Source organism: Photobacterium ganghwense, assembly GCF_003025595.1.
Classification (GTDB): Bacteria; Pseudomonadota; Gammaproteobacteria; order Enterobacterales; family Vibrionaceae; genus Photobacterium; species Photobacterium ganghwense.
In genome coordinates this window covers 171,690-190,693 of sequence record NZ_PYMI01000003.1, presented here as the reverse complement: position 1 = coordinate 190,693, position 19,004 = coordinate 171,690, and the positions used below count along the sequence as shown (strand labels likewise).

At 52.2% G+C, this 19,004-nt stretch carries 16 protein-coding genes; 4 read left to right on the top strand and 12 right to left on the bottom strand.

The window, feature by feature from the left end:
* Nucleotides 1-67: 67 nt before the first annotated feature.
* The 6 genes from C9I92_RS11360 to C9I92_RS11335 form a co-directional block, all read right to left on the bottom strand.
* The gene (locus tag C9I92_RS11360; RefSeq protein WP_242551851.1) at nucleotides 68-1,012 is read right to left on the bottom strand and encodes an alpha/beta fold hydrolase; all 945 of its coding nucleotides are present in this window, start codon (nucleotides 1,010-1,012) and stop codon (nucleotides 68-70) included.
* 31 nt (nucleotides 1,013-1,043) lie between these two features.
* Nucleotides 1,044-1,598 carry a Slp family lipoprotein gene (locus C9I92_RS11355; protein ID WP_047883240.1) on the bottom strand — a complete coding sequence of 185 codons (555 nt, stop codon included), beginning with the start codon at nucleotides 1,596-1,598 and terminating at the stop codon, nucleotides 1,044-1,046.
* Between the two features lie 108 nt (nucleotides 1,599-1,706).
* On the bottom strand, nucleotides 1,707-1,985 hold the full coding sequence (locus C9I92_RS11350; RefSeq protein WP_047883239.1) for a hypothetical protein: 279 nt from the start codon (nucleotides 1,983-1,985) through the stop codon (nucleotides 1,707-1,709).
* Nucleotides 1,986-2,146: 161 nt separating this feature from the next.
* On the bottom strand, nucleotides 2,147-2,848 hold the full coding sequence (gene tsaB, locus C9I92_RS11345) for a tRNA (adenosine(37)-N6)-threonylcarbamoyltransferase complex dimerization subunit type 1 TsaB (protein ID WP_047883238.1): 702 nt from the start codon (nucleotides 2,846-2,848) through the stop codon (nucleotides 2,147-2,149).
* Nucleotides 2,849-4,807 carry a DNA repair helicase YoaA gene (gene yoaA, locus C9I92_RS11340; RefSeq protein ID WP_047883237.1) on the bottom strand — a complete coding sequence of 653 codons (1,959 nt, stop codon included), beginning with the start codon at nucleotides 4,805-4,807 and terminating at the stop codon, nucleotides 2,849-2,851.
* Between the two features lie 124 nt (nucleotides 4,808-4,931).
* Nucleotides 4,932-5,435, bottom strand: a complete 504-nt coding sequence (locus tag C9I92_RS11335) for a group I truncated hemoglobin (RefSeq protein WP_053061691.1) — start codon at nucleotides 5,433-5,435, stop codon at nucleotides 4,932-4,934.
* Nucleotides 5,436-5,623: 188 nt separating this feature from the next.
* On the opposite strand from C9I92_RS11335, the gene purU reads away from it, so the two are divergent.
* The gene (gene purU / locus C9I92_RS11330) at nucleotides 5,624-6,457 is read left to right on the top strand and encodes a formyltetrahydrofolate deformylase (RefSeq protein WP_047883236.1); all 834 of its coding nucleotides are present in this window, start codon (nucleotides 5,624-5,626) and stop codon (nucleotides 6,455-6,457) included.
* Between the two features lie 9 nt (nucleotides 6,458-6,466).
* On the opposite strand, the gene C9I92_RS11325 is transcribed toward purU, so the two are convergent.
* Nucleotides 6,467-7,060: a VOC family protein gene (locus C9I92_RS11325; RefSeq protein WP_047883235.1), complete on the bottom strand. Its 594-nt coding sequence runs from the start codon at nucleotides 7,058-7,060 to the stop codon at nucleotides 6,467-6,469.
* A 417-nt stretch (nucleotides 7,061-7,477) separates the two neighbouring features.
* On the opposite strand from C9I92_RS11325, the gene argS reads away from it, so the two are divergent.
* Together argS and C9I92_RS11315 are read left to right on the top strand one after the other, a co-directional pair.
* Nucleotides 7,478-9,208: an arginine--tRNA ligase gene (argS, locus tag C9I92_RS11320; protein WP_047883596.1), complete on the top strand. Its 1,731-nt coding sequence runs from the start codon at nucleotides 7,478-7,480 to the stop codon at nucleotides 9,206-9,208.
* Nucleotides 9,209-9,429: 221 nt separating this feature from the next.
* Nucleotides 9,430-10,392, top strand: a complete 963-nt coding sequence (locus C9I92_RS11315; RefSeq protein ID WP_248827357.1) for a GGDEF domain-containing protein — start codon at nucleotides 9,430-9,432, stop codon at nucleotides 10,390-10,392.
* 98 nt (nucleotides 10,393-10,490) lie between these two features.
* On the opposite strand, the gene C9I92_RS11310 is transcribed toward C9I92_RS11315, so the two are convergent.
* A complete protein-coding gene (locus C9I92_RS11310; RefSeq protein ID WP_047883233.1) occupies nucleotides 10,491-11,096 on the bottom strand; it encodes a DUF924 family protein in 606 nt (201 codons plus the stop codon).
* Between the two features lie 233 nt (nucleotides 11,097-11,329).
* Between C9I92_RS11310 and C9I92_RS11305 the strand changes: the two genes are divergently transcribed.
* Nucleotides 11,330-11,764: an HIT domain-containing protein gene (locus C9I92_RS11305; protein ID WP_047883232.1), complete on the top strand. Its 435-nt coding sequence runs from the start codon at nucleotides 11,330-11,332 to the stop codon at nucleotides 11,762-11,764.
* A 217-nt stretch (nucleotides 11,765-11,981) separates the two neighbouring features.
* On the opposite strand, the gene C9I92_RS11300 is transcribed toward C9I92_RS11305, so the two are convergent.
* The 4 genes from C9I92_RS11300 to C9I92_RS11285 form a co-directional block, all read right to left on the bottom strand.
* The gene (locus C9I92_RS11300) at nucleotides 11,982-12,227 is read right to left on the bottom strand and encodes a FeoC-like transcriptional regulator (protein ID WP_047883231.1); all 246 of its coding nucleotides are present in this window, start codon (nucleotides 12,225-12,227) and stop codon (nucleotides 11,982-11,984) included.
* The gene (feoB, locus tag C9I92_RS11295; protein WP_047883230.1) at nucleotides 12,224-14,503 is read right to left on the bottom strand and encodes a Fe(2+) transporter permease subunit FeoB; all 2,280 of its coding nucleotides are present in this window, start codon (nucleotides 14,501-14,503) and stop codon (nucleotides 12,224-12,226) included. Before feoB ends, C9I92_RS11300 begins: the two co-directional genes overlap by 4 nt.
* Nucleotides 14,503-14,730: a FeoA family protein gene (locus C9I92_RS11290; protein WP_047883229.1), complete on the bottom strand. Its 228-nt coding sequence runs from the start codon at nucleotides 14,728-14,730 to the stop codon at nucleotides 14,503-14,505. Before C9I92_RS11290 ends, feoB begins: the two co-directional genes overlap by 1 nt.
* Before the next feature lie 532 nt (nucleotides 14,731-15,262).
* Entirely contained in the window at nucleotides 15,263-18,985 is a 3,723-nt protein-coding gene (locus C9I92_RS11285) for a two-component regulator propeller domain-containing protein (protein ID WP_047883228.1), read from the bottom strand.
* Nucleotides 18,986-19,004 lie beyond the last annotated feature (19 nt).

Genomic DNA, 19,004 nt, shown 5'->3' with positions numbered 1-19,004 from the left:
TAGGGAAAATCAAACATCTGTTTACACCGCATTACAGCACAAGTAACAACTAATTAACACCAACTTGTCAGACCAGTGTTTTGAATTTTGACGCGAACGACACTATATGTTCAACGGTTGCCCGAGGGCTTTCGAGGTGGCAATGATGCCCCCCGCTTACCCGGGTCTGGCTCAGGTTCTGCCACTGCTGCTGTTGCTCTGACGTCAGCTGCAGGCTTTGATAACCCTGCTCACCAATAATGGATAGCACCGGACAGCTGACCGCAGCCCGCATCGCCAGGCTATGCCCATCCGCCATGCGATACAACGAATCGCAACGCAGCCGCGGATCATGGCGCCAGTACCAGCGGGAATCCTGACAATACGTCGCCCGCTCCACCAGCGGAATAACTTGCTCGGGAGTTAACGCATTCACCTCACACCGTAATGTGACTGCCTGATCGAAAGAGGTCATCCCCCGTCGGACAGACGCACGTTTACGGTATCGCTCCCGACTGAGAATCCCGTCTCGCAGTCGCGTCGCGGCATGCTCAGGAGGCTCGGATAATGGCCCCAGCCCTTCAATCAATACCATGGATGCAACCCGCTCAGGAAAAGCGGCGGCATAACAGGTACTGACCAGCGCCCCCAGAGAATGCCCCAGTAAATGCACACGACTAACCGGCAATAGACTCAATAACTGCGCCAAATCGTCTACGTAGTCGACAAAATGGTAGAAGTTACCGTCAGGTCTCGCCTGAGACAGTCCATGACCGGGCCAGTCAATTGCCAGCAGGTGGAAATGATCCGCCAGCGGCTCAAACAACGGCGCGAAACTGGCCGCATTGTCCTGCCAGCCATGCAGCATCACCAACACCGGTTTATCCGGTGTCAAACAGTGCGTGTCCTCCGGCCAGGCTTGCGGGTCAGTTATGACCTGATCGCCCGGCGAGCACGAACAAAGTCCGGCAAGACGTAACGCATCCAGCTGAAACGTAATACTTTCCATCGTGAAATGTGTCATGAGTTCCATTCGCAGTATGTTTCCGTGTTTTGCCCAGTGCTTAGTGGGTAACACGCTCCCGAATTTCACCGCGGGTGTATCCGTCCCGGATCCACACCGGCGGGCAATAGGCACCAACGCAATGGGAAAAGCGGTCAAAGTCATCCAGCCAGACTTCCTGTTTCACCTGCCAGAGCTGGACTCCGGAGGCTTTCACGACCGGATAAAGGTAGGGATAATCTCCCACCTGCCCGGATTCCGTTCCGCTTACCTGACCGGCAACCGTAATCAGACGTCCCGGCTGATATTGCATGGGTTCCAGAAATCCGCTGACATAAGCCGCAAACCGCTTCTGCAATGCTTGATCCGGTTTGGGTTTACCATCGCGGCCAATTGGCATAGCAACAATTTCCAGCCTGGTTTCAGTGGCATCATTTCGAATGGCTGCAATCATCCCACCGAGTCGCACTTCCTGACCCACCGCCTGCGTGCCCTGCTGGTGCAAAGCTGTAATATCCGTCAGCGGGTGATCGGTGGTCGTCTGCAAGCTCTCCGGTACTGCGGCGCAGCCTACCATAATCCCAGTAAGCAGCCCAGCCAATAGCTTCCTAAACATCTTGAATTCCTACCTGATTGATGAATATGCGCGCAACATCAGGACCGTTCGCGACCGCAAGCCGGGAACCCGCCTCATGGCTAAGAAACAATGAAGAGCACAAGTGGATCAGACATACACATCGACACCAACCATTGCCGAGAGTTCATCTCGACGCTGTTGATGCATCACACCAAGGTAAGAAGCTAAGGCTTCGCGATGCTTACCTTCCGGCTGATCATACTGAATGTGCTGACGGGCATCCTCAAGGGTCTGGGGATCACGAACAGAAAGGGCAACCGCGGTAGCCACCGCTTTGGGTTTACCGGGCGCAGCAGGGGACTTGCCGGGTTTCGTGCTGGAATTGGGTTGAGTGAGAGTAACCGGAAGACGCTGAATCGAAACCATAAGCAATATCCAGAAAGAAAACCGACAGATGGGGGATTGGCACCCTCCCCAGCCAGTCCTTCCCTTACGTCAACTCAAGAGAAAAGAGACATAAGTTAAGTTGTGACCGGGGATTCCACCACCATACCGCTTTAATAGTACGGCATAGTGGTCAAATTGCCTTATTCACGACCTGGTAATTTTTTCCAGGTCACGGTATCACGCAGATACACCGGACTAGCCGATTCTGCGGCCACCACTTCACCACGGGCCAGAGCAAATTTCGCCAAATGCACCATATCCGCAGATTCAGGGTAAAGCACCGACCCTTTCACGACCTCTGTTGGCAATTGCGCTAAAACCTCAGCATAGCTTTCCCAACCTGTCCCGGCCGTAAACCAGCGCGCATTCAGCGTTTCAATCTGGCCAACCAGCAATTCTGGCTTGATCACCTGCTCTTCACCGTGTACCAGCCAGTCACCATCAGCCTGACGGATATACTGTCCCCAGTATACCTCATCCATACGAGCATCAATTGCCGTCATGACATGCTCAGCCTGGTGAAGGCGGTAAGTGCCCTGTGCCATCGCGGCAAGGGTCGAGACCCCGATCATCGGCAAATCTGCACCAAATGCAAGTCCCTGCGCAATACCAATGCCGATACGCACACCGGTAAAGCTGCCCGGACCACGGCCATAAGCCAGAGCATCCAACTGATTCAGGGTAATTCCGCCCTGAGCCAGAACCTCATCAACCATTGGCAGAATTTTTGTGGTGTGCTCACGCGGTGCATATTCACAACGTGAAATCACTTCATCGCCCATTAAAAGGGCAACAGAACAGTTTTCGGTAGCAGTATCTACTGCAAGAATTTTGTTGCTCATTCAAGCCTCTGAATGCTGGTCTTCAACGGCTGACGGCGCTTGCTGGCCATTAATTGAAGACAAAAAGTGCCCGACCTGTTCCACGTCTCGGGTACGAGGAATCGGCGGCAGGCTGCGTAAAAAAACCGCACCGTATGGGCGCGTTACCAATCGGTTGTCGCAGATCACCAGTACACCCTTATCCTGTTTATCACGGATAAGTCGCCCCACTCCCTGTTTCAGGGTAATGACGGCATCGGGGATCTGGACTTCAGAAAATGGATCGCCACCACGCAGGCGGCAATCTTCAATCCGAGCTTTCAGCAGCGGGTCATCCGGTGCTGTAAACGGTAGTTTGTCGATAATAACACAGCTTAATGCCTGGCCTCTAACATCCACCCCTTCCCAGAACGCACCGGTGGCAATCAGCAGGGCATCCCCCCGCTCCAGATACTCGGCCAGCAGTTTCTGCTTGGTGGTTTCCCCTTGTGCCAGCACCGGAAGCGCCAGTCGGGCACGAAACCCTTCGGCCAGATCACGCACCATCTGATGAGAAGTACAGAGGAAGAAACAGCGGCCATTGTTGGCCTGAATCACCGGTGCCAGCATGTCGACCAGACGATCGGCCAGGCCAAAGCTATTTGGCTCCGGTAGAAAGCGAGGAACGCAGAGCAAGGCTTGCTGCTGATAATCAAAGGGACTTTCCAGGGAAAACTGCTGCTTCGGTTTTAAACCCAGACGCTGGCTGAAATGCCCGAAATCGTCGTTCACGGCCAGGGTAGCAGAGGTAAAAATCCAGGCACCACCCTGCTCGGTGATTTGCTCATGAAACTTGTCAGCAACAGACAGCGGGGTTATGTGCAAACTGAAATGGCGGGGAGTACATTCGTACCAGTACGAATAGCCAGTGATGCTGGTGTCGCACACCCGCTCCAAACGGGCTTTCACCAGGGTTGCCCGTTCAAATGCACTATCCAGCAGCTGACTGCGGCCAAGGGCCAGTTTCAGCACTTCATGGGTCAAGTCCAGCGCATCCTGCAAACGGGTGATTTCCCGTTGTACCGCCGGACTATTGATCACCTCTCGCCAGTTGCCCCTAAACCCCGGCTCGCCCAGCACAATCCGCAGATCAGACGCAGCCTGATGCAGGCGATCCGCCGTTTTCTGGAGTTGGCGCATGTCTTTGGCTTCAGTGCGATAGCCAATTTCAATGTCCTTGGCCAGCTCTTGCAGCTGACGGCTGGACAGACTCTGACCAAAATACTGACTGGCAATATCCGGCAGCTGATGGGCTTCATCAAAGATGAACATGTCTGCTTCGGGGATCAGCTCGCCGAAACCGGTCTCTTTAATAGCCAGATCCGCCAGAAAAAGATGGTGGTTAACCACGACCACATCGGCTTCCATCGCCCGACGTCGTGCTTTTACGACAAAACACTCATCATAGGACGGACATTCCCGGCCCAGACAGTTGTCGTTGGTTGAGGTAATCATCGGCAAAACAGGGCTATCTTCGGCGATATCATCACATTCACCGAGATCCCCGCTTTTGGTCGAGGACGACCAGCTGCGCACCTGAACCAGCTGGCTCAGCAGCTTGGGATCTGCATGGATACCATGGCTTTCGGCAATCTGACGGCTCATCCGATCCAGACACAGGTAGTTGGCACGGCCTTTCAGCAGCGCAACCCGGCCAGTAAAGCCCAGCGCCTGTGTCATTAACGGAAGATCCCGGTGAAACAGCTGCTCTTGCAGGTTTTTGGAACCGGTAGAAATGATTGCCTTCTTGCCACTGACTAATGCAGGCACCAGGTAGGCAAATGTCTTGCCCGTTCCCGTCCCCGCTTCGACCACCAGCTGGGATTCGGTCTGGATAGCATCGGCAACCGCTTCAGCCATATCGATTTGAGGCTGGCGCGCCTGAAAACCCGGGATCGCTTTATCCAAAGCGCCTCCGGGTGCAAAAAACTTGGCAATCATAAAATCAGAATCGTGGCCGTCAGTATTGGTTATTTATACAGTAACTTGACTGCCCATTATGCCAACTTTCCCCTCAGGCGACCATCATTAATTCCCAGGCTGATTCCCGGGCTTAGGTGCGCGGTTACTCCGATTTCGCGTCATCCGAACCCTCGGCCGATTTCACAATGGCAGCTTTGGTCGAATACACGACTTCCAGCATGTCTTCCTGTTCTTTTTCAGGAATTTGATATTTATTGAAGGTTTCCCGCAGCAACTGAACCATACGTTGCCACTCTTCGAGGGTGATGTTCAAATGACTGTGTGCTTCTTCCATGGTGCGGCCGGTATAAGCACATGGCCCACCTGTGGCTTTGCAGACCATAGAGGTAACCTGGTATTTCAGGTACGGCGACGGGACTTTTTTGCGGGCGGCATCAATCGCCGGGTTCGCATTCAGCACGTCATCGACCACCATGACGTTGATGAAATCATCCACCACAACCGAAATGGCTGATAACCCACCAAGGCGGTCATACAGGCTTGGTTCTTTTGCTTCTTCCGCAGACACAGTCGCAGCCACGGTTCCGGCCAACAATGGTCCCAGCAGGCAGAGTGATTTAAGACAAAATTTGCGTTGAACAAACATAGTTTATCCTCGTATTGCACTCACGACGAATACCCCAAATCCTTTTGCCCAACATTTATGTTTTGACCCCAAAATCAATCCAAGGTAAATATCAATAGAGACCCAGACCATTGACCTTTCGGTACGCACGTCGCTGGCGCGCCGAAAGGTCAATTGATCTCGTACTACAGTTTAGTTCAAGGAAGAGCATGGAAAAGAAAACACTGCTGACAGATTGCCCGGATGCCATCGGCCTGATCAGTAAAATTACGAACATTTGTTACAAACATCAGCTGAATATCGTTCATAACAACGAATTTGTGGACCATGCTCATAACCAGTTCTTTATGCGTACCGAGCTGGAAGGCTACTTCAACGACAGCACCTTCCTTGACGATTTGGATCGTGCCCTGCCGGCCGGCAGCCATCGCCGACTCATCAGCTCAGCCCGCAAACGCGTTGTGATTCTGGTTACCAAAGAGGCGCACTGCCTGGGGGATATTCTGGTTAAGACCTTCGACGGTACACTGGATATTGAGATTGCGGCCATTGTCGGTAACTATGACCATCTGGCCGATCTGACGACCAAATTCAATATTCCGTTCCACCATGTCAGTCATGAGGGGCTTAGCCGGGAAGAGCACGAGCAGAAACTGCTCAATGCCATTAACCAATACACACCCGACTACGTGGTACTGGCAAAATATATGCGGATCCTCTCGCCCAACTTCGTGGCGCAGTTTCCACATAAAATCATTAACATCCACCACAGCTTTCTGCCGGCGTTTATTGGTGCTAAGCCGTATCAGCAAGCCTTTGAGCGTGGCGTCAAAATCATCGGGGCCACGGCGCACTTTGTCACCAATGACCTCGATGAAGGTCCAATCATCACCCAGAACGTTATTCCGGTCGATCACAACTTCAGCGCGACCGATATGTCACGTGCCGGTCGGGATGTCGAAAAATCGGTACTGAGCAAAGCCCTGGGGCTGGTGATTGATGACCGGGTTTTTGTCTACGGTAACCGTACCGTGATCCTGTAAGAGGCAGCTTTACACGTCAGTTTCGCTGTCAATCACGGCTTTCAGTGAACAAGGGTGGAGTTTGATACAGACTCCGCCTTTCTTAAAAGCATACGTCGGGTTCGCCAGACGTTCTTTCTCACCAGATGGCGAACTGGCTTTTACTTTGATCCCTTTGTCTGTCAGATTTTCCCACTGCGCTGCCAGGGACGGGAACCTTGCGTCCAGCTCCAGCTTCAGAGTATCGGTATCGGCCGCATCAGACGGAATCACAAATTCCACATGCTCCCACCCTTCCTGCGGATATGCTTTGTCACCCGGATACGGCAACTCCAGCGCCTCAATGGTCCAGCATCCGATTTTAATCGGTTCATGGAAACCAATCACAATAATGGGGCGGCCATTAATCTGGTTGTTCGACCATTCATCGCCATAAGCCAGCCATGCCTGATGCAGGACTTCCGCCGTTTCCCAGTCATTGACCCGTAAAGCAAGGTGATCAGCCTGAAACTCAGACAAAGCCAGTCCCAATTCGGCAGCCAACGCTTCTATCCGCGCAATGAAAGCCGGTAAATCTGCCAGCATCTGAGCCGGAAGCAGCCCCTTTTGTTCAAGCTTCTGCATGTATTTTCTCCAATTTTTCGAGCCAAGCCGTTCAACGCATAATTATCCATAGTTTTGGGTTTAAACAACAGCCCCGTCAAGTCTGTAAAGGCCTTGTGGCGACTTGCTTCCTGCATAATTTTCACCCATCGGACAAAGTAAAAAAAAATTCGCATACTGAAGCCTTTATACCTTGCCAAATGACCTAAATTTGTGGGTATTATTAGGGCAATGCAAGCAACGTATTCAAGATGTTCCCCCTCTCCGAGCAATCAGAGGCGGCCCCGTCAAAAATACTCACGTTATCCACTGAACCCTAGGTGCTATCTTTAAGCCCATTGGGCGTGATTATTTTTGACGGTCAGTTCCTTGAATACGGTGACGCTTTTGCCTCGCCAGTCAGTCCTGGCGTTCCAAACGAATTTGAAGGATATGCGTGTGAACATTCAAGCACTAATTAACGACAAAGTCTCTCAGGCGCTGGAAGCCGCTGGTGCCCCAGCTGGTAGTCCTGCTGCAGTCCGTCAGTCTGCGAAAGCCCAGTTTGGTGATTACCAGGCTAACGGTGTTATGGGCGTTGCCAAGCAACTGGGTACTAACCCACGCGAGTTCGCACAAAAAGTCATTGAGCAACTGGATCTGGACGGTATCGCCGAGAAAGTTGAAATCGCCGGTCCTGGCTTCATCAACATCTTCCTAAGCAAAGAGTGGCTGGCTGAGCAGGCTGAAAAAGCCCTGGCTGACGAGCGTCTGGGTGTGGCAAAAGAAGAGACCAAAACCATTGTGGTTGACTACTCTGCGCCAAACGTTGCCAAAGAGATGCACGTGGGTCACCTGCGTTCAACCATCATCGGTGATGCGGTTGTACGTACCCTTGAGCACCTGGGCCACAAAGTCATCCGTGCGAACCACATCGGTGACTGGGGTACTCAGTTCGGTATGCTGATTGCTAACCTGGAGCGCGTTCAGAAAGAATCTGGCGAAGTGTCCATGGAACTGTCAGACCTGGAAGCCTTCTACCGTGAATCGAAGAAACTTTACGACGAAGATGCTGACTTTGCCGAGCGTGCACGTAACTACGTGGTGAAACTGCAAGGTGGCGACGAATACTGCGCTGAGATGTGGAAGAAGCTGGTTGATGTAACCATGATTCAGAACCAGCGTAACTATGACCGCCTGAACGTATCACTGACGCGTGATGATGTCATGGGTGAATCCATGTACAACGACATGCTGCCTGGCATCGTGGCTGACCTGAAAGAGAAAGGCCTGGCTGTTGAAGATGACGGCGCGCAGGTTGTTTTCCTGGACGAGTACAAGAACAAAGACGGCGAACCTATGGGTGTGATCATCCAGAAGCGTGACGGCGGTTTCCTGTACACCACCACTGACATCGCATGTGCTAAATACCGTTACGAAACTCTGGGTGCAGACCGCGTGCTGTACTTTATCGATTCCCGTCAGCACCAGCACCTAATGCAGGCATGGACTATCGTTCGCAAAGCTGGCTACGTGCCAGAAGATGTGACGCTTGAACACCACGCATTCGGTATGATGCTGGGCAAAGACGGTCGTCCGTTCAAGACACGTGCTGGCGGTACGGTACGTCTGGCTGATCTGCTGGATGAAGCAGAAGAGCGTGCGACTAAGCTGATCGAAGCGAAGAACCCGGAACTGGATGCAGAAGAAAAAGCAAACATCGCGAAAACAGTAGCGATGGCTGCCGTGAAGTACGCTGACCTGTCTAAGCACCGTACTACCGACTACATCTTCGACTGGGATAACATGCTGGCGTTTGAAGGTAACACCGCGCCATACATGCAGTATGCTTACACCCGTGTAGCGTCTATCTTCAAGCGTGCCAACGTTGAGCAGTCTGACCTGACTCACCCAGTTATGATCACCGACGAGAAAGAGCAAGCGCTGCTGTCTAAACTGCTGCAATTCGAGGAAGCCGTACAAACTGTTGCCCGTGAAGGTCACCCACACGTAATGTGTGCATACCTGTTCGAGCTGGCAGGCCTGTTCTCAAGCTTCTACGAAGCATGCCCAATCCTGAACGCTGAAGAAGCTGTTAAGCAAAGCCGCTTGAAGCTGGCTCTGCTGACCGCCAAGACCATCAAGCAAGGTCTGGACCTACTGGGTATCGAAACCCTGGATCGCATGTAACAATTCGTCGCACCGATAACGTGCTAATTCGCTAATATTATTGAGCCTTCTAAGGTATCCTTAGAAGGCTTTTTATTTCTGTATCATTTACATGGATATCCACCTTCCGGATGTTGACGGGGATAATCCCCTCGCCTCCTCGCTGCTGAACATGGATAAAGGTTATGCGTAACGACAGCTTTGTGAAATCAACAGAGACACTCAAAAAAACAGTGCCTTTGATGATAAAACACAAGGTCCCAACGACTCCTACCAACTATGCACTCTGGTATACCTATACCTCCCAGCAAAACCCGGCACTGAATGCCGCACTGGACCAGAGCCTGGCCGAGCAGGGGCATTGTACCCCCACCCTTTGTGATGAGCTTTATCAGGCCTACCTTGCCAGCGAAACAGACCGCGATGTCCAGCAAATCAAACTTAGCCTGACCGCGATGATGCAGGAGCTGTCGCACAGCATGGCCGACACCCTGAGCAGTACGACTGACTTTGAGGATGTCCTCGAACATACCTTCGATAAGCTGGAGCAAGCGGAAAATGACGGGCTGTCCCTCGAAGAAACAACGAACTTGGTGAAGGGTCTGCTGAAAGAATCGCGCCATCTGCGCCAATCAGCAGGTAACTTCAAAGGCCAGCTCGACTCTGCCCAAAAAGAGATCGCCAGCCTGCGCGCCGCGCTGAATAAAAGCCAGCAGGAGGCGAACGAAGACGCCTTAACCGGGCTGTACAACCGTCGAGCCTTTGACCGCGACATAGAAAGCATTAGTCAGAAACAGGTTCCTTTCAGCCTGATCCTGCTGGATATTGACCACTTCAAATCGTTTAACGATAACTACGGCCATCAGTTGGGCGATCAGGTTCTGAAGCTGGTTGCCAGCCAGCTCAAAGTCAGCTGTCAGGACGGCGCAACTGCCTACCGTTACGGCGGGGAGGAATTTGTGGTACTGCTAGCCGACCAGTCACTGTCTGCAGCCCGCCAACAGGCTGAGATCGTGCGCAAAGCCATTGAGCGTATTTCATTGCAGGATAAAAAGTCTCGTGAGCGAATGAAGCCAATCACAGCTTCCATGGGGCTGGCCTGCAGCGAAAAAAACGAGAGTCCGGTTCAGGTCATCACCCGCGCCGATCGATATCTCAATCAGGCCAAACAACTGGGACGGAATCGGGTCTTACCGATTGCTTGAAGCCTTGAACCGATTACTTAAGGTCTTGAACAATAAAAATTGCCCGGTTTAACCGGGCAATTTTCTATATCACATAAATTTATTGAAATCCGGGTATCTTACTGTCCGAATCGCTGCCCGCCTTTGTGCAACCAATCCAGCTCCTCCTGAGTGGAAAGGCGACCATAAACAGAATTACGATGAGGGAAGCGGCCAAAGCGCTTTATCACCTCATAATGACTGAGTGCATACTGGTAGAACTCATCAAATTTCCGGGAATGTGCCGGTGTCACCGACTGGCGTAACCGATCGTACCGAAATACGGCCTCTTCCTGATCTTCCATAACCTCCGAATGCTCAAGCGGCAGGTAAAAAAAGACCCGCTCAATCGGTGTCAATTCAAGATCCTGATTCTGGGCCAGACCTCGCTTGCACAGCGCCAGCGCCAAGGAGTCATAGCGAAAAGCCGCGCCCAGCCCGCGGTAAATATTGCGGGTAAACTGATCGAGCAAAACAATCAGCGCCAGCGTTCCCTGCGGCTCTTTCGACCAGTGACTGAGCTCGCCGAGCCCAGCGCGGCTCACCGTATCCCGAAAACGGTTTGTGATCAGCACATCGGTCTCAGGGCTGCCACCGAACCAAAGCTGAGAGTGGTCCTCAACGGTCATTTCCTCGCCCACTTCACCGAACCAGAAATCCAATACTTCTTGATACTCTGCCACCATGGTTCCCCCTTGATGATGGAGACAATAAAACGCCTTCCACCTGAAATTTTGCGCTATTCCCTGAATGAATACCGAGGTTTATCAGCTATCAATCATTGCCTCACTGATTGATAGCCACTATCTTACTGGCATCATAATTTTTTCTTCTGCCTCTATCCTACCTCAGCCAGCGCAATAGGCTGTGGCAAAACTCCCAGCCTGTGAGCTGAGCAATACAATTAAGGAATACAGAAATGCAGTTTTCACTTCATCCGAGACTCGAAGCAGATACCACAGTACTGGGTGATTTCCCTCTGTGCCGGGTGCTCCTGTCGAAAGAAGCTCTGGGGCCATGGGTCATCTTAGTGCCTCGTAAAGCAGAGCTCAGAGAAATTCATCACCTGCCGCAGGAAGAACAATTCCAGCTGATGCGTGAGTCCAGTGCTGTTGCCGGTTTACTGGAGACCCAATTTCAGGCCGACAAAATTAACGTCGGTGCGTTGGGCAATCTGGTGCCTCAGCTGCATCTTCACCATATTGCGCGATTTAAAGAAGATATCGCCTGGCCAGGACCAGTTTGGGGAAACACGGACGGCACTCAGCGTTCCGAGGCCGTTCAGCAGGCTCTGGCGGAAGAGCTTCAGGCCCTGATGGCTGAACTGGACGGTTTTGTTGCCGCGGCGCTTTAACCCAGTCACGAGTTAACTCTCCGGCCGACGTTCACTAGCTTACCGGGAATCCGAAACAAAGCGACTGAAGCAGCGTAGCTAGAACAGAAACACCAAAGAAAAGAAACCAGAACAAACAAGCTGGAATAGTAAACTGAAAAAGGCAACCCGAAGGTTGCCTTTCTTGTCAGTGACGCGCTGTAAATACTAATCCCGTATGTAACAGGACGAATTGGCGTTAATTTCTCACCACAGTTACAGAAAGCTCTTGTTCGGCCAGGCAACGATACCAGACGTCACTGGCTCCCTGACAGCACTGGCGGCTGTCACAGCCTACCAGTTCACGCCCCAGCTTGCCTTTTCGCACCCAGACTTCCAGCATGGCATCAACGCCATCTTCTGACATCGCAAAGTGCGATGCCATTGCTTTACGACTGCTACGCCCGTGTTGCTCGATGTACGCTTTAAGCTGATGCAAAATCATACGGCCAACACCTGTTCATCTGCCTGCTTGCGCCCCTGACGCTTAAACCACACCAGCAAGGCCGTGTTCAGTATCACAAAGAACGCTATCCACAATGCACTGGCCATCGGATGATCTGTAAACGTTGCCAACTGGAAGTAAATACCGGCAAACGTGTAGGCCATCAGCATGGTCCAACTGGCGATAAACAGCGCAAATTTCTGGCCGAATTCACGTACATACGCACCCATTGCCGCGGCACAAGGGGTATACATCAGAATGAAAATCAAATACGCCATCGCACCGGCTGCGCCGGTAAAGTGCGCCTGAATATTGCCAAAGATCGAGGAATCGACTTCCTGCTCTTCCGCAGCCACCGCCTGATCTTCCAACTCACCCACCGTAATCCCCAACGGATCGCTGTAGCTCAGGTCAGCCAGGTTCGCCGGAATAGACGCGACTGCCTCATGCAGACTTCCCAGCAAATAATAGTCAGCCTCCTCACCAGACTGTGATGGGGCATACAGATTATTCAGGGTGCCGACCACCGCCTCTTTGGCAAAAATACCAGTGATAATACCCACGGTTGCCGGCCAGTTGTCTTCCTGAATACCGATCGGGGCCAGAACCGGAGTCACAACCTGCGCCGCCTTAGACAGCACAGAGTTGGCCGAGTCTTCATTGCCAAACGTACCGTCAGTACCCAGCGAGTTGAAGAAGCTCAAGACTGCCACGACAACCACAATGGTCTTACCGGCCCCCATGACGAATTTCTTCAGCTTCTGCCAGGTTTTGATCCCAACATTGCGCATGGTTGGCAGCTCGTAGTCCGGCATTTCCATAATGAAGCTATCACTGCTTCCCGGATAAATGGTATGACGCAATACCAGCCCCGTCAGTACGGCAGCGGCAATCCCCAGCAAATAAAGGGCAAACACAACGTTCTGGCCACTTTCAGGGAAAAAAGCGGCGGCAAACAGTGCATAAACTGGCAAGCGTGCTCCACAAGACATAAACGGTGCCATCGCCGCAGCCAGCTTACGTTCACGCTCCTGCTCCAGCGTACGGGTCGCCATGATAGCCGGCACATTACAACCAAAGCCCAGCACCAGAGGAACAAACGCTTTCCCCGGCAGGCCAACTTTCTGCATCACCTTATCCAGAACAAAGGCAGCCCGCGCCATGTAACCGGAACTCTCCAGTACAGCCAGGAACAGATACAGACAGGCAATCACCGGAATGAAGGTCGCCACGGTCTGAATACCGCCGCCCAGACCATCCGCAATCACGGTCACCAGCCAAACCGGCAGGTGACCGTCCAGCAGGTAGTGGCCGCCGTCCACCAGCAACGCGCCGACGCTGATATCAAAGAAATCAATGAATGCACTACCAATGTTGATGGAGAACATAAACATCAGGTACATCACGATGAAGAAGAACGGAATACCGAAGGCGCGATGCAGCAGAACCCGATCAATTTTATCACTCAGGCTGTGGCTCAGTTTTCCTTCCTGGCGACGCACCTTCTGACAAACATTATGCAGATAACTGTAACGGGTATCCGCCACCTGAATATCAGGATCCAGATCCACCATCAATCGGTTACGGGCATTACACGCAGCGTTCTTTGATTCGTCATCCAGTCTATTAATTACCAGGGTATCGTTTTCCATCACCCGGATAGCTTGCGCTCGTGGTTTCAACTGCTGGCCGTCAAACAGCGACTCAATCTCAATCACTGCCTGCTCGAAACGCGTCCCGTAATCCAGACAGAAGTCGCTCACAGCAATGCCCTGCGCCAGCATCTTGTGCAGCTTCACCTTAAACTCATTGACTTGTTTAAGGTTGTTCGCCGACAGGCAAATCACCGGGCAGCCAAGCGCTTTTTCCAGCCCTTTGACATCCAGTACCTGACGCTGGCGAGCCAGCACATCCATTTTATTCAGCACCACAACCATGGGACGGCCAAGTTCGCGAAGCTGCAATGTCATATACAGACTGCGCTCCAGGCAGGATGCATCAACCACGTTGATGATCACATCGGCAGGTGTGGTCAGAATCGCCCGAGAAGCAATGGCTTCATCAAGACTGTTGGCATCGTTGGCACTGTCCAGGTTGTAAATCCCCGGCAAGTCCGTCAGGGCAAAACTGTCACCGGCACACTCGTAGCGGCCGGTTTTCTTTTCAACCGTCACACCCGCCCAGTTACCCACCTGCTGACGAGCGCCCGTCAGGCCATTAAATAAGGTTGTTTTACCGCTGTTTGGATTGCCGACAGTGAGAATGTTGTATTGCATTATTTGACCTCTACCTCGATATCTTCAGCCAGCTGCTTACGCAGCGCGATATCCACACCACGGACGCGAATCTGAATCGGGTCACCCAGAGGGGCAACACGTACAACAGCGACTGGCGTATTCGGCAATACGCCCATCACCATTAATTTCTTTCGGGTTGCTGCGGAAAGGCCGGACATCCCGGTCACGATACCTTCACTGCCACAGGAAAGTTCTGACAGTTTCATATAACCAACACCTTAAATGGTAATAATTTTCATTCATTTTTATCAATGTTACAGATTGAAACACATTTGGCTTTGTTTTAAATCAATAAACCCTTTCCATTTATGGGTTCATTGATTGCAGCTTTGATTTCACTGATAGAAATATCGCCAAGTAGACGCTAGATAAGAAAATAAACCGTGTTTTTCCATACCGGGCTGGAGCCATTCTGAGATGAACGGCTCCGTAAACGGGTCATCCCACAACGGTTGAAAATAAAAGACGGGGTTAAACAGGCAAGAGCAACATTAGAAGATGGGAAATCAATGTGGGCGAAAAGAATCTAGCCCATATAGAATCAGACAGGCACCGAGTCGAACAGAGGGTAACTGTCATATCAGATCTGAATGAGTACAGATAAGCCGTAATTACCACTGTATCCTTACCCCTACCGTTCATTTGGCGATCCTCACTTGGAAAGCGGCTCACTTGGCAAGCAACTCTCTTGGCAAGCTTAGTAAGAAGGCTGTTCTCTTAGTAAGCCGCTATCATCAGCTATACTGGGCAATCAGCCAAAATCTCTTCGGGTTCACGGCCTGTTGCCGCTCTGAACCGGGCGATGAAGACCTCGACATCCTGAAAACCGCATGACCGGGCAACCTCACTGAGGGGCTCCCCCTGCTCTAGGTGGCTCATTGCCTGCTCAATCCGGTACTGCGTAACATAGTCTTTGAAGGCGAGACCAAACTTCTGTCTGAATTTACGTTGCAGGCTTCGTTCCGATAAGAACAAGGCCTTGGCTGCGATAGAGGTACTGAACTGAGGGTCATGATAATGGGTCGCGATAAGAACCCGGACATTATCACACCACAGCTGATCGGGCGTAGGGACGGCCTTATCGTCCGTTGAGCTATCCTCCTTGGGATGCATCAATTTATTCAGGCGTGCTCTGACATCCCGGTTATCCGCCGGCCATGTGATCAGCTCATGTGCCCAACCGGAAAGCAGGATATCCGTGCTATCAAGGCTACCACTGTCATCAACCAGCAAAATACGGGGCTCATACCCATCGGGCAACTCTTCAGCCAACCGCTGCAGCAGCGGCACTCCTGCCAAACCGGGCAACGTCGCAGAAGCAACTAATAGATCCGGGGTATTTTCCAGCATAGCGATCAACGCTTCATAACCATCTCTGACGCAAGTCACCCGATACTCTTCACTCAACAGGGACTGCCACCAGGCAATCATCGGTGTTTCTGCGCACGCCAGCAACACGGCGGGTTTACTGGTGGCTGGTGCCTGCGCAGCACAAGTCTCAGCTTCCGACGCCATTTCCGGTTCGGCATGTTGTGCTGCTGAATGATAGAGCGGTAAACGTACAATAAATTCGCTGCCCACGCCCTGGTAGCTGATCACCGAGATATCCCCCTGATACCTCTCCACCAGCTGTTTCACTGTGCTGAGCCCCAGACCGAATCCGGCTTCCGGGCTGAATACCGGCTCTTCCTGATAATAGCTTTCAAACAAATGTGCTTTGGTTTCGGCGCTCATGCCTTTGCCGGTGTCACTGACCGAAATCACCAGCTGTTGCTGCCTTTCTTTGACAGTTACCGTAATGCCACCGTTACGATCAGTGTACTTCAGCGCATTAGACAGCAAATTCCCCAGAATGATTTCCAAATGGTATGGGGCAAGAAACACACTGCATCCGGCGGATTCATCCTCCAGACAAAGGGCTATCTGTTTTTTCTCGGCCTCAACCTGCCAGCTCATGCAGCTCGCCTGTACCACAGGGCTGACCCATTGCTCACACAGCTTATCCGGCTCTGCCAGTGCCAGCGCATCTTTCGACAGCAACTGCTCAGCCACGTGCAAGGCATGAGCTAGATTTTTTTCGATAATCGCGAGCTTACCTTGCTCGCTGCCCTGCGGTTTTACCCCTTCGAGCAGGCTGAGAGACAGACTAAGCGGTGTCCGTAGTTCATGTGACAGTTGTGCCATCATGTTCTGCCGAACTTCCAGTATCCGCTGCAACTGCATATTGCTGGCATTGATTTGTTTTTTCTGCAGCTCAATACGGGCCGTTTTCTTAAAAACAGCCTGCTTAAGCTGCATATTCTGCTGGTTATTAAGCACATTTCGCCAATAGAGGGCTGCTGCCACCAAAGACACTACGCCAGCCATTACCAGTAGCGTGATACCTGTCGACAGATACCATGGCCGTTCAACATCAAAGTCCAGTCTCAAAACCTTGTGGCCCCCCAAGGCGGATTCCGGTGAAGACAATGAGGCTTCCAGCACGAAATGTCCTGGTGACAGGTGATCCAAAAAGACGTTAGGACTCGAAACAGACTGCCACGCGGAGTCCTCTCCGTCTTCAGAACGAATCCGGTAGAAGAAATTGGTCTGCTGCTGCCAGGGGGTGATCGTGAATTCAAAACTGATCGCGGCACCATAAGGTAACTGCAGCGGCTCATCGCTGGTTCCGCCCATCTGGTACAACTGGTTATCGGCTCGAACCTCACTCAGTGTCAGTTGCTCCGGTAACTGCTCGTGCGCCAGCAAGGTATTTGGTGTAAATGTCAGCAATCCCTCACGGGTCGCAAACAACAAATTACCCGCCGATGATCGCAGGCAAACCGGTGCGGAAAACTCTTGTGGCAGCACACCGTCAGACTGCGATAGGTGCCGGATCAACTGCGCTTCAAAAGAGAGGTGAGACAGTCCCTGACTGGATGAGACCCAGACCCCGTTACTGTCCCCCACCACACAATAAGGATATGCGCGAGATCCCACTATCGGCACCAGCTGTAAAGCCAGCGGTGTCAGGGTTTGTGAATATTGCAGCCCGTAACGATTAGCCACCCAAAGCTGCCCCAGGCGGTCTTCGTAGATGTCCCTTACCCCGCCCAGCTTTTCCGTGTCTGACACCAGATACAGATGACCAGATTCAAACTGATACAACCCGTAATCCGTCCCCACCCAGATTTGATGTTCACTGTCTGCATACAGCGACGTAATTTTCTCCTGCCCTAACGGGTCTTTAAGCCAGTGCTCGCCGAATTCCATCCACTCGGCAGAATCCGGCCAGTAACGATAAAGTCGTGAACCGGCGGCCAGCCACAGCGAGCCGTAATGATCCACCATCAGAGTGGTTAGGCTCTCATGGTTTAGCCCCGGCGGCAGGGCCAGCGGCAACCAGTGATGCCGCAACCTGGAGTATTGATACACGCCAGAGGCTGTCAGCAGCCACAAATTATGACGATAGCTGTCAAGCTTCTGAACCGCTCCCAGCCCTTTATGGTGGCGTAAAATATCAAAAAACAGTGAGACTTCAATCAGGCCATTGTCCGTAGCCAGCCAGTAACTCCCGTCACTGGTGAAAGCAATATCGTTGACCTCCGTTGCCGGCAGCAACCCCTTGCCATCACCCAGCCGCAGCCGCTTCACCAGCCCCGCCGCCTGAGGCAAAAAGCGAATCCCCCGATCAGTGGCAATCCAGAGCGCGCCGAGCGGATCCCGATGCAAATTCAGAATTCGGTTTCCCGGCAGCATAAAATCTTCCTGGACCGAGGCGGTATAGCGACGGGCAGTCAGCTTGCTGCGATCCAGCAGATACAGCCCCTGCTTTGTGCCCACCCACAGACCTTGCTGAGTCTGGCTAATAGCGGTAACCGCTGTCGTACTCTGGCGCCTTTCCTCACTCGGCAAGGTCACCGGCTTACCGTCACGTCCTTTAAATAACCCCTCGTAAGTGCCAAACCATAACTGCTTATCATCATCCATAAAAACGGCGGTGACTGTTTGCTCCGGCATCAACAATGTCGCAGGACGAAGGCTGTCAGCATATTCATACACACCTTGCTGGGCAGCAACATACAATGCGTCACCAGCGACATGTATACCAGTCAGCCGCAGCGGGTGGGCGAAGGGGGTAAAAGCAGGAGGCGTTTGGGGTTCGGAGAGCTGGTACAAGCCTCGTCGGTTGGCAAACCAGACGTTTTTTGAAGTGGTCGCCACAGCTTCCACCGGGATCTGGCTGAGATTCAGCTTAGAGAGTTTTGCCGTCGAAGGTTCATAGTAATAGGCACTGCCCTCTTTAACCAACCAGAGTTTGTCGGCCAATAAGGCCGCATCGGTAACCCCAGTAATGGCATTACCCTGTCTGTCTTTGGCCGGTTTCAGGCTTCTGCCGTCATAGTAATAAAGCGCCTGGGTGATATCTATCAGCCACAGACCACTCTGACTGCCATTGAGCACTTTTTTTGCTACCACCACACTACTCGGATCCTGGCTT

Coding starts and splice junctions, on each gene's coding strand:
- C9I92_RS11360 (WP_242551851.1), bottom strand. CDS start 1,012: ATGGAACTCATGACACATTTCACGATGGAAAGTATTACGTTTCAGCTG.
- C9I92_RS11355 (WP_047883240.1), bottom strand. CDS start 1,598: ATGTTTAGGAAGCTATTGGCTGGGCTGCTTACTGGGATTATGGTAGGC.
- C9I92_RS11350 (WP_047883239.1), bottom strand. CDS start 1,985: ATGGTTTCGATTCAGCGTCTTCCGGTTACTCTCACTCAACCCAATTCC.
- tsaB (WP_047883238.1), bottom strand. CDS start 2,848: ATGAGCAACAAAATTCTTGCAGTAGATACTGCTACCGAAAACTGTTCT.
- yoaA (WP_047883237.1), bottom strand. CDS start 4,807: ATGATTGCCAAGTTTTTTGCACCCGGAGGCGCTTTGGATAAAGCGATC.
- C9I92_RS11335 (WP_053061691.1), bottom strand. CDS start 5,435: ATGTTTGTTCAACGCAAATTTTGTCTTAAATCACTCTGCCTGCTGGGA.
- purU (WP_047883236.1), top strand. CDS start 5,624: ATGGAAAAGAAAACACTGCTGACAGATTGCCCGGATGCCATCGGCCTG.
- C9I92_RS11325 (WP_047883235.1), bottom strand. CDS start 7,060: ATGCAGAAGCTTGAACAAAAGGGGCTGCTTCCGGCTCAGATGCTGGCA.
- C9I92_RS11315 (WP_248827357.1), top strand. CDS start 9,430: ATGATAAAACACAAGGTCCCAACGACTCCTACCAACTATGCACTCTGG.
- C9I92_RS11310 (WP_047883233.1), bottom strand. CDS start 11,096: ATGGTGGCAGAGTATCAAGAAGTATTGGATTTCTGGTTCGGTGAAGTG.
- C9I92_RS11305 (WP_047883232.1), top strand. CDS start 11,330: ATGCAGTTTTCACTTCATCCGAGACTCGAAGCAGATACCACAGTACTG.
- C9I92_RS11300 (WP_047883231.1), bottom strand. CDS start 12,227: ATGATTTTGCATCAGCTTAAAGCGTACATCGAGCAACACGGGCGTAGC.
- feoB (WP_047883230.1), bottom strand. CDS start 14,503: ATGCAATACAACATTCTCACTGTCGGCAATCCAAACAGCGGTAAAACA.
- C9I92_RS11290 (WP_047883229.1), bottom strand. CDS start 14,730: ATGAAACTGTCAGAACTTTCCTGTGGCAGTGAAGGTATCGTGACCGGG.